The sequence below is a fragment of the Variovorax sp. AC103 genome (assembly GCF_979254005.1).
The window spans coordinates 1-12909 of the sequence record NZ_CEEDFC010000048.1; the positions used below are offsets into that span (position 1 = coordinate 1).

Genomic DNA, 12909 nt, shown 5'->3' on the forward strand with positions numbered 1-12909 from the left:
ACGCAACGACGGAAGAAGTGAGAGCGTTCATGACGAACTCCTGTGGGTGACACAGGCGGGATTGCCTGCGAGACCCCAGCCACCCCGTCGCAGCGCAGCGCTCAAGGCCGCCGCAGGCGCGCGGCACGCGCCGAGCACGCGCAGCACGCGCAGGGCCTTGAACGCGAGAACGAGGGGGTAGCCTCAGGGCTCACAGGCAAGCCCTCCCCCGCCCTTCGCAGCGCCAACGAAGGTCCCCGCTCCAGGTCCCCGCTTCCTCGGAGTTCAAATCCTAGAAAGCCCGGCGCCACGCCGGTTCGGCATCGACGACGCGGACATCGCCCTTTGATATTTACGACGGCCGCCGGGCGGCCAGCACTCATTGCCCCGGCCGCCCTGCGCGGCGGGCCAATCAAACGGGCGCATGCGATGCGTCCCCGAGGACGCCGATTTAGTTCTTCTGCTACGGCGTGAAGTGGCGCAAGTGGCGCAAGTGGCGGAACTCAATCACAGATCCTCGAACACACAAATGACCCCTTCTATCGGATCTACAGAAAATACTTCACATCCCATCGCAGATGTTTAGGGGCGAAAACCTCTCGCTCTCCCCTGAACAATGAGATCTATAGATGATGAGTCTTCTGAATCAGCTCACCCGAAGCAGTCGGCTTAGCGCTAACCGTCAGGGCGATCATCAGCGCTGCCGTCAGCATCAGGATGCCGGCCGCGACGAACACTCCCGCGATGCCACTGACGCTGAACATCGCGCCTCCCGCCGCAGCACCGGCGGCGATGGCCGACTGCACCGACGCCACCACCATGCCCCCGGCGCTTTCCGATTGGTCCGGGACGGCCTGGGCCACCCAGTTCGACCACGCCACCGGCACGGCGCCGAAGGCCAGGCCCCAGAGCGCTAACAGCAGCGCCTGCCCGGCCACCGTGGCGGGCAGTCCCACCAGGGCCAGTGCTGCCACGCCGACGAGCGCGGGCATCAGGACCAGCGTGACGCGCACACTGCGGTGCAGCATCCAGCCAGCCACCAACGTGCCGGCGAAGTTCGCCACTCCGAAGCCCAACAGCATCAGCGCCAGCCCATCGGGCTCGACGCCGGTCGTGCTTTCCAGGAACGGCCGGATATAGGTGAACAGCGCGAAGTGCCCGGTGTGCACCAGCACGCAGCCCAGCATGCCCACGCCGATGCCCGGGCGCAGCAGCACCTCCAGTACGGTCCGCAGTCGCGCGGCCTTGGTGGGCGCGAGCCGCGGCAACGTGAACCACTGGAAGGCCAGCGTCACCACCCCGACCGCGGCCGCCGCGAGGAAGGCGCTGCGCCAGCCGTAGCGCCCGCCCAGGTAGCTGCCGAGCGGCACCGCCACGACGGTGCCCACCGCGATGCCGCTGAAGATGATTGACAGGGCGCGCGGCAGCAGCGCCGTCGGCACTAGGCGCATTGCCACCGCCGCCGCCATGCTCCAGAAGCCGCCCAGCGCGATGCCCAGCAGGATCCGCATCATCAGCAGCACCGCGAGGCTCGACGATGCGGCCACAAGCAGGTTGGAACCGACCATCAGCGCCGAGAAGCCCAGCAGCACAACCCGCCGGTCGAGCGTCCGCGTCAGGCCCGGCACCAGCAGGCCAGCAAACAGGGCCACCACGGCCGTCACGGTCACCGCCTGCCCCGCCAGGGCTTCCGAGACGCCTAGGTCGGCCGCCATGGGCGTCAGCAGGCTGGCCGGGAGGTACTCCGCCGTCAGCAGTCCGAAAACACCCATCGCCAGCGAGAGCACCGCCGTCCAGGCCGGCTGGGCAAGCGCGTCGCTGGGCGCGTGCCCCGGGCCGGCAAGCCGCGCGGGATCGCAAACAGCATCATTCATCACACGTCCTTGAAAAGCATTGAAGCGGCGACTGTAGGCGCGAATTCCAGGATGATCTATGATAACAAATCTTGAAGTTTTGATCGAAACACCGGACCTTCCGTGCTGACACCATTCGCGCTTTCCTCCGACCTCATCAGCGAACTGCTGACTGGCATGCGCCTGCGCGGCGTGCAGTACCGGCGGGTGCAGACCGGTCCCGCGTTCGGCATCGGCTTCGCAGCCCGGCCCGGGCATGCCTACTTCCACTATCTCGCCGTCGGCTCTGCCGTCCTGCGCACCCAAGATGGCACGCTGCACGCGCTCTCGGCCGGCAATGTCGTGCTGCTGCCGCAGGGCGAGGCGCACCAGCTCCTGTCGAGCCCGGACGCGCCCGTGCAGGACATCGGCAGCTTCGCCGCGCCGCCGCTCGGCGACGGGGTCTACGGCGTGGATGCCTGCCCCAGCACCAACCCCCTGCCCAGCGCGATCTTCTTCTACGGCTGCCTGGAGTTCGACCTGGGAGGCATGCAGGCCCTCGGCCGGCTGATGCCGGGGCTGATGCTGGTGGATGCCACGGGCGAGCGCTACCCCGGCCTGCTGCCGATCCTCGCGTCGATGAAGGGCGAGATCTGCTCCGGGCGCATCGGCTTCGCCGGCATCCTGGCGCGGCTGGCCGAGGTGGCAGCGGCCATGATCGTGCGCGGCTGGGTGGAGTGCGGCTGCGACAACGCCGCGGGACTGGTCACAGCGCTGCGGGACCCGCGGCTGGCGCGCGCCATTCTCGCGCTGCACAGGCAGCCGGGGCGTGACTGGACGGTGGCCGAACTGGCCGCACAGTGCCATATCTCGCGCTCCGTCTTCGCGGAGCGCTTCCAGGCCACGATCGGCATGCCGCCGCTGCGCTACGCGACCGAGCTGCGCATGCGCCTTGCCAGCCAGTGGCTGACGCAGGACCGGTTGTCGATCGACGCGGTGGCAGAGCAGCTGGGGTATACGTCGCAGGCCGCCTTCGGCCGCGCCTTCAAGCGCGTCACTGGCAATCCGCCAGGCGAGATGCGGCGACTTCGAACATCCACGGAACAATGAGGCGGGGTGACTTCAGCTAAACGTTTTATGAGCAACGCTACCGCAGATTGGGCCAGTCGGAGTAGCCGCGGGCGTCGCCCCCGTACCAGTACTCCTTTGGCGCCTCCGCCAGTGGGCCGTTTGTACGGAGACGTTCGACCAAGTCAGGATTGTTGTTAGCGCCAGTGCAATCGAGATCAGCAGGGGGTGCGGATAAGAACTTGGACTGGTTTTATGCCGCAAGTCCAAGGCTCACCCGGTATTCGATAGGGCTGAGAGAGCCAAGGGTGTTGATTTTCATGCGGACGTGACCCACATTTTCCGCTGACGCTTGACCCACCGGTATGTCAGAACGCACGCCTTTGGTCTTGTTCACCGACGTGCAGAAACGGTCAGTGCTCGATGAACCAGTGGGTCAAATGAGCGTGAAAATTCACACGCCAACCTATGTGAGCTTCACCGCAAGAGCCTCTGAGCTGGACACTGCGGTATTCATGTTCAGGCTTAGGCCATCGATAAAGTACGCTGCGACCGACGGTATCGAGGTCATTCCTGAGCTCGCAGACTGCACGCGACGCTGACTGGGCTCGCATGTTCTCAGTGGCCGCTTCGGGCCCGTTCACGACGGCGGCTTGACCGGCTAAAGTAGGCCATGAGCAGACACTCGATGGAACCATCCACTGTGTTGTCTTGCGTCACCCCTAAGGTCCTAGATGCGGATTCCAGTCACTTTCGTCGCGCTCTTTGCTTTCTGCGTCAGTGCCGCTTGGGCCCAGGCCCCAGTTATGTGCATGACTTTCGATGGCAAGTATTTTCTGGATGTTTTTTTTGAGCCAACAGCCAACCGTGCGACTGCAAGCGCACGAGAGCGGCTTCCCGAGATGGTAAACCGCGCAGAGAGTCTCAAATCACACCCTTGCTGCCCTGATGTACTTTGGACCCTAGAAGCTCATGTTGACAGGGGTGAATTACGACCAAGCGCACATGAGAATCTGGCTCAAGACCGCGCTGAATACGTTCAAGGCTTGCTAGTCGGCCTCGGGGTCTCAAAGAACCGGATATGCAAAAAATCCTTTGGCGCAAGCAGCCCAGCGTTAAAACCACCTAACGCCAAAAACGCACGCGTCGAGATTTACGCCCTGTGTGCACGCAACTCGCAAGAGGCAAACGGATCATGGTGTTGAAACACAACATCTAGATTCGAGCCCAAGACTTGCCAATCGAATTTGCCGTATGAATGGCGCCTTTTGGCAGGATCCAAGTTCCGCTTTGGGCCCGCAAGCGCAGGCAGGAATGTGGCAGGATGCGGCCAGAAGCATCGGTGATCGGGCGGGTTGATTTGACCTGCGGAGTTCTCTTCCTAGACTCGTAAATCCACTACGAAGGAGAGCTTGAATGACCTACTTCACCGGAATTGTTGATTTCCATGGGAACGTGACCCCGCATTCCGCTGACGCTTGATCCACCGGTATATCAGAGCGCACGCCTGTGGTCCTGTTCACCGACATGCAGAGAGGCAGGTCAGCGCGCGATGAAAAAGTGGGTTAAATGAGCGTGAAAAACCACAAGCGCGCCGATGCCACGAAGCAAGACTTCAACCTGACGCTGACTCACTATGGGTTGGAGCGACTCCTGTACCGTCTGTCGGTATCCCCGCGTGCCGCCAACTACCTGCTGAAGGGCGCACTGCTGTTTTCGCTGTGGTACGACCAACCACATCGGCCGACGCGGGATGCGGACCTGCTGGGCCTCGGTCCAGACGATCTCGACACCGCCGTGGCGGCCTTCCGCGAGATCTGCCAGATCGAGGTGGAGGATGGCATCGCATTCGATCCTGCCTCGGTCAAAGGTTCGGTGATCCGCAAGGAGGCGGGCTACGGCGGTGTCCGGATCGACCTGCGGGCGAATGGACGGTGCGCGCATCGCGCTGCAGGTGGACATCGGTTTTGGCGACGCGGTCACGCCGGCGCCGGAGAAGGTCAGCTACCCGGCGCTGCTCGAAGATCTGCCCGCCCCGCAACTGCGCTCCTATCTGAAATACACGGTGGTGGCCGAGAAGTTTCATGCGGTGTGCGTGCTCGGCATAGCCAATACCCGCATGAAGGACTACTTCGATCTCTGGGTACTGCTTGCCGAGGATGCCTTGAAAGCCGCCGAACTGCGCCGCGCAGTCGAGGCCACGTTTGATCGCCGGAAACTCGCGATGCCCAGCACCCTCCCCTCGGGCTTGAGCAATGCATTCGTGCAGGATGCCGCGAAGCAACGACAGTGGGCGGCCTTCCTGAAAAAAAGAACCGACTCGAGGCCCTGGACCTCGCCCAGGTCGTCGCGTTGTTGCGCGACGAGTTCCAGATACTCGGGGCCTTCTGAATTGCGCTGCCTTCGCGAAACTGGTGGTTGAACGATCCTGTACGGGATTGCCGATGAAGACGTCGAGGGTGCGCCTGCTGCGGCGGCACTCAAGCACAGTTCGCATCGTGGTGCCCTAGTCCCGCCAGTGGCGACACGGATGCCAAAGCGCGCACTAGGTCGTACGGTGCCTCGGCGATCGAACGAACAAACGCGCGCCGAGCCGTGATTCGAGCGCTGAGATCTGTTTGCTCACGGCTGGCTGACCAATCCTCATTTCCTGCGCAGCCTTCGTGAAGCTGCTGCTTTCGAAGACGCGCACATAGAGCTGGAGCGTGGAGAACCGATCCATGGACTGACCTTGGTGTGTACGGGGTAATGTTCCGTTGTCGGATCGACGGAAGCCTGCATCATAATTGGCTGCGGGCAGCCAAGTCGGGCGTCGGCGACGACGGGCCGGGTCACGCTGGAGTTCGACGGGCTAGGCTCAAGTCCGATCTGGTCGATCATGGACGTGGCTTCCTCAATCCGTCTCGCCATGCCCTCGCACTTGATGCGCTTGATCCTGAAGTCACAGACATCTGCTATCTGCTCAAGCCGTCCTCCTTGGCTCCTCGTCCGGCGTTAGTTAGGCCCTCTGCAGGCCGCCAACGTCCAACGGACTCACTCCGCGCCTCTCGATCCGGGCTGAGGCGCGCTTCTTGGCTTCCTGATCTTCGGCTGCGATGAACGCGTCGAGGCGTTCATCTGTCAAGGCTTCACGAAGCGATAGGCGAAGCGATCGGTGGCGCCTTTGATCGAGGGATCGAACACCTTGACCGAGTGCGGATCGGTCTTGTTCGCGAGGATGGTGCTTTCCGCCGCCAGTACGAAGCCGGCCGCCTCCACCTCCTCACGAACGGATGCAGGCTCAATCCGATGTAGCGACTGGGCGACGCTCGTGCCCGCCCCGGCTGCGGCGGCGTGGTCGACGATGACATAGGAGCCTCCGGGCTTGAGCCGCTCGTAGACGGCTTGATTGAAGTCGGCCGCCGTTGAGCCCTTGCCCTGCATCAGCGCGGTGTGGAGGTCGTGATAGAACAAGTGCAGCCATACGACATCCGCTGGTTGCGTGGCCTCCGGCAGCGCGATGAGGTCCGCCGAGACTGCTTCGACGTTCGCTCGGCCCGGCTCCTTCGCAAGCGCCTGCATGCGGCCGACCGGATCGTTCTTGAAGTCGGCGACTTCGGCCGGCACGAAGCTGTAGACCCGTCCTTCGGATCCCACGATGTCGGAAAAGAGACGGGTCCAGTCGCCGTCGCCTGGGTACACGTCGATGACGGTGGAGCCCGCACCAACTGGCGCGAACCGGATCAGCTCAGAGAGCGTGGCTTGGTTGTACATGGGGATTTCCTTTACAGAATGGTATTCAACGAGTTCGAGCCGCGCGAGGGGACGACCCCATGGCTGACGCGCCCTCCACCCCGACCTGATGGCCGCCGCCTATGGTCAGCGCTAGGCCGGCCCAGACGTGTCCATCTGCGAGGCCCGCGCCAGCGCCTGTGTGTCGACGTACTCCCGGATGTGGGTCAATCTGCCATCCCGGACCGTGATGGCGAAGATCCAGTCGTCCTCGAATGTCTTGTTCGTCGCTTTGATCTTCCCCTTCGCGAAGCCGACGACGAGAACCCGGTCTCCTTGCGCTATGAACTCCCGGGGTTCCGTGGACGTCTCTATCGACTTCGATGCCGTCTCTAGCAAATCCGCCAGCCCGGCGTGTCCGTGGCGCGTTCCGGCCAGCGGCCAGTCCTCGCCCGGAATGATCCACTCGATGTCTTCGGCCACCAGCGCCAGCAGAGCTTCCCTGTCGCCGCGGCCGATCGCGGTGAAGAAGTCCTTCACGGTCTGAATGTTCTTCTCGGTGCTCATCGCGTGCTCTCCATTCTTCCGGTCGTGGTGTCCATCAGTCGAACTTGACCAAGTCCTTGAAGATCAGGCGGCCCCAGCTCTTGTCGTGCGCCTGCACGAGCAGCCCACCTTCTGACAGCGCGCCAAGCTGGATCGGTGCAAAGCCCAGATCTTCCGCGAGTGCGCCGATCTGCGTGGCAGCATCGCCATCGTCGCTCGTCAGGAACACGACGCGCCTGCCGCCGTGTACGGCCGGATCCTGGTCCAAGGCGGCGGCGACCAAATGGTTGAAGCCCTTGACCAGCCTGCCACCTGCAAAGGCCGCCTCGACGACCTTGGCCGAAGGCCGTCCGCCCAGGTCCTCGTTGGACACGCCGTAGGCATTGGTCACATCGACGATGATCTTGCCCTGCCAACTCGGCAGCGCCTTCGCGACATCCGGGTGCGATTGGAAACGGACCGCCAGGAAGACGACGTCCGCCTTGACCGCCTCCGCAAGTGTGGTGGGGGTGATTCCGGGTCCGATCGCGGTCGCGGCCGATGCAAAGCTCTTCGGATCGCGCGTGGTTGCGACCGATACGGCGATGCCCTTGCGAGCAAACGCCTTGGCGAGGGTCTGGCCGATCTGGCCGAATCCGATGATTGCGTAGTTCATATGTTTCTCCGATCTGGTGCTGGCGCTGGGCGTCAGACTTGCGCCATGCCTCCATCGACGGCGAGATCCACGCCGGTGATGTAAGAACTCTCATTGGAGGCGAGGAACGCAACCGCAGCCGCGATTTCCTCGGGGACGCCTCTACGGCCCATCGGGATCTGCGTGGTGAACTGTGCAACCGCTTGCTCGACCTGCTCAGCGGTAAGGCCCGTCGTCGTCGCCAAAGCCGGGGTGTCGATTGCTCCGGGGCTCACACAATTCACGCGGATGTGGCGGTCCTTCAACTCCAAAGTCCAACCGCGCGCGAGGTTGCGCACAGCCGCCTTGCTCGCGGCGTAGGCGGTAAACCCTGGGAGCCCGAGCACGTTCGAGACGGAGGAGGTCAGGATGATCGAACCCCCGTCTTTGAAGAGGGGAAGGGCCTTCTGCACCGTGAAGAACAGCCCCTTCACGTTCACGTCAAATGTCTGGTCAAAATGCGCCTCCGTAGCTACCGCGAGCGGTGCGATTGTCCCCGCGCCTGCGTTTGCGAAGAGAACGTCGATGTGACCGTGTTTTTCTTTCACGACGGCATAGAGCCGGTCCAGATCTTCCAAGCGCGACACGTCGCCCACGACCGTCGTCACGTTTCTCCCGATGGAGGCAGCAGCCTCCGCCAGTTCTTTCTCTCGTCGCCCAGTGATCACAACGTGCGCACCTTCTGCCACGAAGCGCTTGGCTGTGGCCAAGCCAATCCCGCTGCTCCCGCCGGTGATGACTGCGATCTTGCCTTCGAGTTTTTTCATGATCTTTTTCCTTTCGTACCTGAGTCAGGGATGGAACCGCGCCGGGTTCAGAGTTGTGCCAAGCCGCCGTCGACGGCGACCTCGCTGCCGGTCATGAAGCTGCTGTCCGACGACGCGAGAAAGGCAGCCACGGCGCCGATCTCCGCCGGATCGCCCATGCGCTGGAGTGGCGTCATCGCGCCGAAAGCCTTGACGCCCTCCTCACCCAGCGCTGCCTTCGCAAGATCGGTCGCCGTGGGGCCGGGCGACAACACGTTGACCCGGATGCCGGTGCCCTTCAAGTCCTCCGCCCAGGTCCGCGCAAGGTTGCGCACCGCCGCCTTGCTCGCGCTGTAGGCAGTGAATCCCGGGGCGCCCGTGGTGCCTGCGCTCGATCCGGTGAGGATGATCGAGCCACCTTTGCCCATCAACGGCAGCGCTTGCTGGACCGTGAAGATCGCGCCCTTCACATTGGTGTCGAAGGCTTCGTCGATGTGCTCGGCGGTGATCTTGCCGAGCGCCAACGGGCCGCCCGCGCCGGCATTGGCAAAGACGATGTCGAGGGTGCCGCGCTCGGCCTTCACCGCGGCATAGAGCCGGTCGAGGTCGGCTGGATTGGAGACGGAGCCCTTCACCGTGCGGGCATTGGGTCCCAGTTCGGCTACGGCGGCGTCGAGTGCTTCCTGCCGGCGGCCGAAGATGAAGACGAAAGCGCCCTCCTCGACGAAGCGCTTGGCGGCTGCAAGGCCGATGCCGGTTGCGCCACCGGTGATCACGGCGGTCTTTCCATTCAGTCTGGTCATGTCATGTTCCTTGGTTGGAGTTGAAGCGTCGTTGTTCGCATTTGGGGAACGGCGCGGTATCATGTGGATCAGTGGTCCAAATCAAGAGCAACAACATCCAAACCACTGATCCGAATATACGGATCACTGATCCACTTGTCAAGGTCTTCCATGCGAGCCGACGCCAAAAAGAACTACAGCCATCTACTTGCAGTCGCGCGTGACGTCGTCACTGAGCACGGCGCCGATGCGTCGATGCGGGATATCGCCCGCCGGGCCGAGGTCGGGTTGGCCACACTGCTTCGGCACTTCCCGACGCGAGAAGCCTTGTTCGACGCGTTGCTGCGCAAGAATGCGGACGCACTGACCCAGCAGGCGACCGAACTCGAAACGTCGAGCCCACCTGACGAGGCGCTCGTGTCATGGTTTCGCGAAGCGGTGGGATTCACGCAGACCTATAGCGGCGTTTGCGACTTGATGGCGAGCGCCCACGCGGACCCGGACTCCGCGCTTCACGCTTCCAGCACAGCGCTGCACTCTGCGGGCGCGCGACTGCTGCGCCGAGCTCAGGCCGAGGGAACGGCGCGCGCCGATATGGATGGGGAGGACCTGTTCGCCCTCATGTCGGCACTCAGCTGGCTCGCCGGCCAACCCTCATTTGCCCCACGGGCCGATCACCTCTTTCACATCGTCGCAAGCGCCATACTGACAAATCGATCGAGCATCGATGTCGAGAAGCAACGCTGAATCAGCTCGGTGATCGGGTTGTTGATTTCCATGGGAACGTGACCCCGCATTCCGCTGACGCTTGATCCACCGATAAGTCAGCGCGCACGCCTGTGGTCCTGTTCACCGACATGCAGAGAGCAGGTCAGCGCGCGATGAAAAAGTGGGTTAAATGAGCGTGAAAAACCAGATGCCGACGCGTGCACGCCAGTCGCTCCCACGAACCAAGTATTGCGCCAGCCGCGGACCAAGCGCCAAATCGCCGCCCTGTCAATGCTCAAGGGACGCAATGAGAAAGCCTGTCTGCCATAGACCTACGACAACTTTGAAGATGCCAAGCGACGCGGAACCTGCATTTGAACTGCGCGCACTGCGCGCTGCGGGCATCCCGGTCGATGAAACCGGCCGGCCAGCGTCGGGATTCCTGCACATGCGGATGACGCAGGACTACCGGCACCACATCTTCAGGTGGTTCGCAAACGGCAGCCCGGGCGGCGACTTCAACCCATCGAAAGGAGCGCCGCCATGAAGCTGATGAACGTCGAGCTGACGCACGAGGACGGCAAGGACTTCGCCGCGTGGACAAATACTGGGGAGGTCCCGGCCACGGAGGCGGTAGAGCGGCTCATTCGCGTCTTGGCCGAGACGCGCAAGACGATGGAGCCGGCTTTTCCTGAGACCTTGCCCCTGCTCATCAAGAACCCGCCGCAGGTCGACGGCGCTGCCTGGCAATGGTCGATCGAAGCCGATGGCAGCTTGGTGCTGAATCTTCGCCACCCAGGTCTCGGCTGGCTCGGTTTCCGAATGCGGGACGTGGATCTCTTTCACGAAAACCTGGCGAACGTGCTCGACCAGCGCAACGCGCTGCAGGGGGAACTGAGACCGCCGGCAGCATGAATTGGTGCGCGTCGCGGGATCCGGCGGTAGCATGCGCCGATGTGGAAGCCCGGCAAGCCCATCGTGATCGGCGACAGCACGCTTTCTCCACGGGAGGCGTGGTGGCACGAGTTTGCGGATGAATTCCACGAGCTGTGCGGCGGCGAGGTCGACCGCGAATGGCTCGTTGGCCTGGCGGCCACGCTCTACCCCCTCAACGCCGACCGTGCGCCGAGGGAGGCGGCCGAGGTAGCGTTCATGACGCTCGGCTACGAACTGCCCGGGCACGAACTCGAAGAACCGTTCACGCCTCCACCGCCACGGCGGCCACCAGGCATGCATTGAAGGATCAGAAGAGCTGCATCTGAGGCCGCTCGATGGGCTCAGGCGTCATGCACAGCAGGTCAGCTGGGTACTGAGCAACGAATTCGAGCGAGCGCTCCACCGGCGCGTCGAGCCAAGCCTCGTACAGGCCGGCCGGCAAGATCACCACCATGCGCTTGTCCTGCTTGTCCGGCGGCCGCTTGGGGTCGGGCCGGTGCATCAGCTTGAACATTGGGTGATCGTCCGCGTTGAGCGTGAGCATCGCGAAACTCAGCTCGATCTGCGACGTGGCCGGGTTCGTCCATGGCGCCCAGATGCCGGCCACGCCGAGCATGTCGTCATTCGCTGCGGTGAACCGAGTGGGGACGTGCTCGTTCGTGCGCCAGTCAGGCTCGTAGATCGCCTCACAGGGCACGATGCAGTGCCTGGCCTTCTCCCAGGACGGCTTGAAGGTTCGGAGCTGGGCAACGGTCTCTGTGCGCGCGTTGTAGGTGCGGTATTGCGCGCCGTACCTCAGATCCCTGGCGAAGGGCGGCAGCAAGCCGAAGTGGGCGTCGACCACCTCGAAGTCCGGCAACGCCTCGTCGTCTGCGTTCCGTTCCGGCGGGCGGCGAATGATCGGCGCCATGTACGTGGGGTGGATATGCATGCCCCCTGGCGGGGGTTCCCAGTTGGGCGGCAGCGTGATCCCGAAACGCTTTTCGATTTGCCGCCTGCGCTTTTCGGCTTGGTAGTGGCTGCACATCAGCTCACCCCCTCAGGCCATCGCGCCAGTTGACCATCCGCCGCAACTCGGCAAAGCCCGCTTCGAGCGCCTCCATGTACGTGCCGAAGGGCTCCTGGCACACCCTCAGTTCGTCGTACAACCGCGCGTCGCCATCGGCCTCGATCAGCACCCAACAAAAGTGCCCCGGGTCCGGTTCGTCCACCGTGAGAGCGATCTGACGAAGGTGGGTCATGGGCACATTCTGAGGGCCCGCGGCGCGCCGCCGTACTCCACAGTTACCCGACCTCGTTGATCGGCTTGAGCCAGTCGACGGCCGCCTCGTCGGGCGGCATCGCTCGCAGCCGCGCGTCGCGCCACAAGTCGCGCGCGACATCCTCCAAATCGAGGGGGTCGACGGTGTGCCACTGCTTCTGCAACCGGTGCGCGCAGGCGGCAATCCAGAGGTTCGCCGGCATTTCTTCCATGCCTGCAGTCTAATCCAATAACTGTATATTTACCCAGTACTTCGGATGGGGCGGCTCTCCTCAATGGGAGGCTTCAAGCCGGCTGCGGCTGGCGCCTGCAGGACGATCACTCGCGTTAAACGCGCTGGCTGCAAGACGGCGCAGGCGCGGTGTACTGCCCGTCGTCCGGGAATGGGTCGCCTTACGCGGTGGGAGCTGTTCTTTGACATTAAAGTCCGAGACAGGCTCGCTCGCGAGAGTGCGGCCATCGGACTGAGCCAACGCTGTGAAGTCTGGGACACGGCCTAGAAAGCAGCGCGTGTGGGCGATGCCACGGCATTTAAGTCCGAGACTCACCAGCCGACCAGAGAGCAACATGGCATGCTGGCAGACGGCTGACGGCCGAGGCTGTGTGGAAACTCCAGCGGTGCATCCAGTATGCCGAAGCATCGCGTTTACAGAGCTCTGACGACGTC

The 12909-nt window shown here is 63.2% G+C and carries 16 protein-coding genes and 1 pseudogene; 6 read left to right on the plus strand and 11 right to left on the minus strand.

The window, feature by feature from the left end:
• Positions 1 to 602: 602 nt before the first annotated feature.
• A complete protein-coding gene (locus tag AC0IYU_RS34530) occupies positions 603 to 1853 on the minus strand; it encodes an MFS transporter (RefSeq protein WP_472126834.1) in 1251 nt (416 codons plus the stop codon).
• A 102-nt stretch (positions 1854 to 1955) separates the two neighbouring features.
• Here AC0IYU_RS34530 and AC0IYU_RS34535 point away from each other — a divergent pair, with 102 nt between their 5' ends.
• The 3 genes and pseudogenes from AC0IYU_RS34535 (at position 1956) to AC0IYU_RS34545 (ending at position 5301) form a co-directional block, all read left to right on the plus strand.
• On the plus strand, positions 1956 to 2921 hold the full coding sequence (locus tag AC0IYU_RS34535) for an AraC family transcriptional regulator (protein ID WP_472126837.1): 966 nt from the start codon (positions 1956 to 1958) through the stop codon (positions 2919 to 2921).
• A gap of 1527 nt (positions 2922 to 4448) precedes the next feature.
• A pseudogene (locus AC0IYU_RS34540) lies at positions 4449 to 4745 on the plus strand (nucleotidyl transferase AbiEii/AbiGii toxin family protein); the annotation flags it as partial.
• 61 nt (positions 4746 to 4806) lie between these two features.
• Positions 4807 to 5301, plus strand: a complete 495-nt coding sequence (locus AC0IYU_RS34545) for a nucleotidyl transferase AbiEii/AbiGii toxin family protein (RefSeq protein ID WP_472126839.1) — start codon at positions 4807 to 4809, stop codon at positions 5299 to 5301.
• A gap of 123 nt (positions 5302 to 5424) precedes the next feature.
• Here the strand turns inward: AC0IYU_RS34545 and AC0IYU_RS34550 are convergent, their stop codons facing one another.
• From AC0IYU_RS34550 to AC0IYU_RS34580, 7 genes are all read right to left on the minus strand, one after another.
• Positions 5425 to 5601 (minus strand): LysR family transcriptional regulator, encoded by a 177-nt coding sequence (locus AC0IYU_RS34550; protein WP_472126841.1) that lies wholly within the window; start codon positions 5599 to 5601, stop codon positions 5425 to 5427.
• Positions 5523 to 5759, minus strand: coding sequence for a hypothetical protein (locus AC0IYU_RS34555; RefSeq protein WP_472126874.1), 237 nt, complete (start codon positions 5757 to 5759; stop codon positions 5523 to 5525). Before AC0IYU_RS34555 ends, AC0IYU_RS34550 begins: the two co-directional genes overlap by 79 nt.
• Before the next feature lie 240 nt (positions 5760 to 5999).
• Positions 6000 to 6632 (minus strand): class I SAM-dependent methyltransferase, encoded by a 633-nt coding sequence (locus tag AC0IYU_RS34560; protein WP_472126843.1) that lies wholly within the window; start codon positions 6630 to 6632, stop codon positions 6000 to 6002.
• 111 nt (positions 6633 to 6743) lie between these two features.
• Entirely contained in the window at positions 6744 to 7157 is a 414-nt protein-coding gene (locus tag AC0IYU_RS34565) for a nuclear transport factor 2 family protein (protein WP_472126846.1), read from the minus strand.
• 34 nt (positions 7158 to 7191) lie between these two features.
• Entirely contained in the window at positions 7192 to 7791 is a 600-nt protein-coding gene (locus AC0IYU_RS34570) for an NADPH-dependent F420 reductase (RefSeq protein WP_472126849.1), read from the minus strand.
• Positions 7792 to 7823: 32 nt separating this feature from the next.
• Complete coding sequence (locus AC0IYU_RS34575; protein ID WP_472126852.1) at positions 7824 to 8576, minus strand: SDR family NAD(P)-dependent oxidoreductase; 753 nt, start codon at positions 8574 to 8576, stop codon at positions 7824 to 7826.
• A 47-nt stretch (positions 8577 to 8623) separates the two neighbouring features.
• Entirely contained in the window at positions 8624 to 9358 is a 735-nt protein-coding gene (locus tag AC0IYU_RS34580) for an SDR family NAD(P)-dependent oxidoreductase (protein ID WP_472126854.1), read from the minus strand.
• A 150-nt stretch (positions 9359 to 9508) separates the two neighbouring features.
• On the opposite strand from AC0IYU_RS34580, the gene AC0IYU_RS34585 reads away from it, so the two are divergent.
• The 3 genes from AC0IYU_RS34585 (at position 9509) to AC0IYU_RS34595 (ending at position 11284) form a co-directional block, all read left to right on the plus strand.
• Positions 9509 to 10084, plus strand: a complete 576-nt coding sequence (locus AC0IYU_RS34585) for a TetR/AcrR family transcriptional regulator (RefSeq protein WP_472126857.1) — start codon at positions 9509 to 9511, stop codon at positions 10082 to 10084.
• A 504-nt stretch (positions 10085 to 10588) separates the two neighbouring features.
• The gene (locus AC0IYU_RS34590) at positions 10589 to 10960 is read left to right on the plus strand and encodes a hypothetical protein (RefSeq protein ID WP_472126860.1); all 372 of its coding nucleotides are present in this window, start codon (positions 10589 to 10591) and stop codon (positions 10958 to 10960) included.
• 39 nt (positions 10961 to 10999) lie between these two features.
• A complete protein-coding gene (locus AC0IYU_RS34595; RefSeq protein ID WP_472126863.1) occupies positions 11000 to 11284 on the plus strand; it encodes a hypothetical protein in 285 nt (94 codons plus the stop codon).
• Between the two features lie 4 nt (positions 11285 to 11288).
• Here AC0IYU_RS34595 and AC0IYU_RS34600 read toward each other — a convergent pair whose 3' ends face one another.
• Genes AC0IYU_RS34600 through AC0IYU_RS34610 form a run of 3 tightly spaced genes read right to left on the minus strand, consistent with a single transcriptional unit; the run spans position 11289 to position 12454 of the window.
• Positions 11289 to 12008, minus strand: coding sequence for an SOS response-associated peptidase (locus tag AC0IYU_RS34600; protein ID WP_472126865.1), 720 nt, complete (start codon positions 12006 to 12008; stop codon positions 11289 to 11291).
• Between the two features lie 4 nt (positions 12009 to 12012).
• A complete protein-coding gene (locus tag AC0IYU_RS34605; protein WP_472126868.1) occupies positions 12013 to 12222 on the minus strand; it encodes a hypothetical protein in 210 nt (69 codons plus the stop codon).
• 43 nt (positions 12223 to 12265) lie between these two features.
• Positions 12266 to 12454: a hypothetical protein gene (locus tag AC0IYU_RS34610; RefSeq protein ID WP_472126871.1), complete on the minus strand. Its 189-nt coding sequence runs from the start codon at positions 12452 to 12454 to the stop codon at positions 12266 to 12268.
• Positions 12455 to 12909: the final 455 nt, after the last annotated feature.

Bases quoted from the DNA above. Each gene is read 5' to 3' on its own strand.
- AC0IYU_RS34530 (WP_472126834.1), bottom strand. From the start codon at position 1,853: ATGAATGATGCTGTTTGCGATCCCGCGCGGCTTGCCGGCCCGGGGCAC.
- AC0IYU_RS34545 (WP_472126839.1), top strand. From the start codon at position 4,807: ATGGACGGTGCGCGCATCGCGCTGCAGGTGGACATCGGTTTTGGCGAC.
- AC0IYU_RS34550 (WP_472126841.1), bottom strand. From the start codon at position 5,601: ATGGATCGGTTCTCCACGCTCCAGCTCTATGTGCGCGTCTTCGAAAGC.
- AC0IYU_RS34555 (WP_472126874.1), bottom strand. From the start codon at position 5,759: ATGATCGACCAGATCGGACTTGAGCCTAGCCCGTCGAACTCCAGCGTG.
- AC0IYU_RS34560 (WP_472126843.1), bottom strand. From the start codon at position 6,632: ATGTACAACCAAGCCACGCTCTCTGAGCTGATCCGGTTCGCGCCAGTT.
- AC0IYU_RS34565 (WP_472126846.1), bottom strand. From the start codon at position 7,157: ATGAGCACCGAGAAGAACATTCAGACCGTGAAGGACTTCTTCACCGCG.
- AC0IYU_RS34570 (WP_472126849.1), bottom strand. From the start codon at position 7,791: ATGAACTACGCAATCATCGGATTCGGCCAGATCGGCCAGACCCTCGCC.
- AC0IYU_RS34575 (WP_472126852.1), bottom strand. From the start codon at position 8,576: ATGAAAAAACTCGAAGGCAAGATCGCAGTCATCACCGGCGGGAGCAGC.
- AC0IYU_RS34580 (WP_472126854.1), bottom strand. From the start codon at position 9,358: ATGACCAGACTGAATGGAAAGACCGCCGTGATCACCGGTGGCGCAACC.
- AC0IYU_RS34585 (WP_472126857.1), top strand. From the start codon at position 9,509: ATGCGAGCCGACGCCAAAAAGAACTACAGCCATCTACTTGCAGTCGCG.
- AC0IYU_RS34590 (WP_472126860.1), top strand. From the start codon at position 10,589: ATGAAGCTGATGAACGTCGAGCTGACGCACGAGGACGGCAAGGACTTC.
- AC0IYU_RS34595 (WP_472126863.1), top strand. From the start codon at position 11,000: ATGTGGAAGCCCGGCAAGCCCATCGTGATCGGCGACAGCACGCTTTCT.
- AC0IYU_RS34600 (WP_472126865.1), bottom strand. From the start codon at position 12,008: ATGTGCAGCCACTACCAAGCCGAAAAGCGCAGGCGGCAAATCGAAAAG.
- AC0IYU_RS34605 (WP_472126868.1), bottom strand. From the start codon at position 12,222: ATGACCCACCTTCGTCAGATCGCTCTCACGGTGGACGAACCGGACCCG.
- AC0IYU_RS34610 (WP_472126871.1), bottom strand. From the start codon at position 12,454: ATGGAAGAAATGCCGGCGAACCTCTGGATTGCCGCCTGCGCGCACCGG.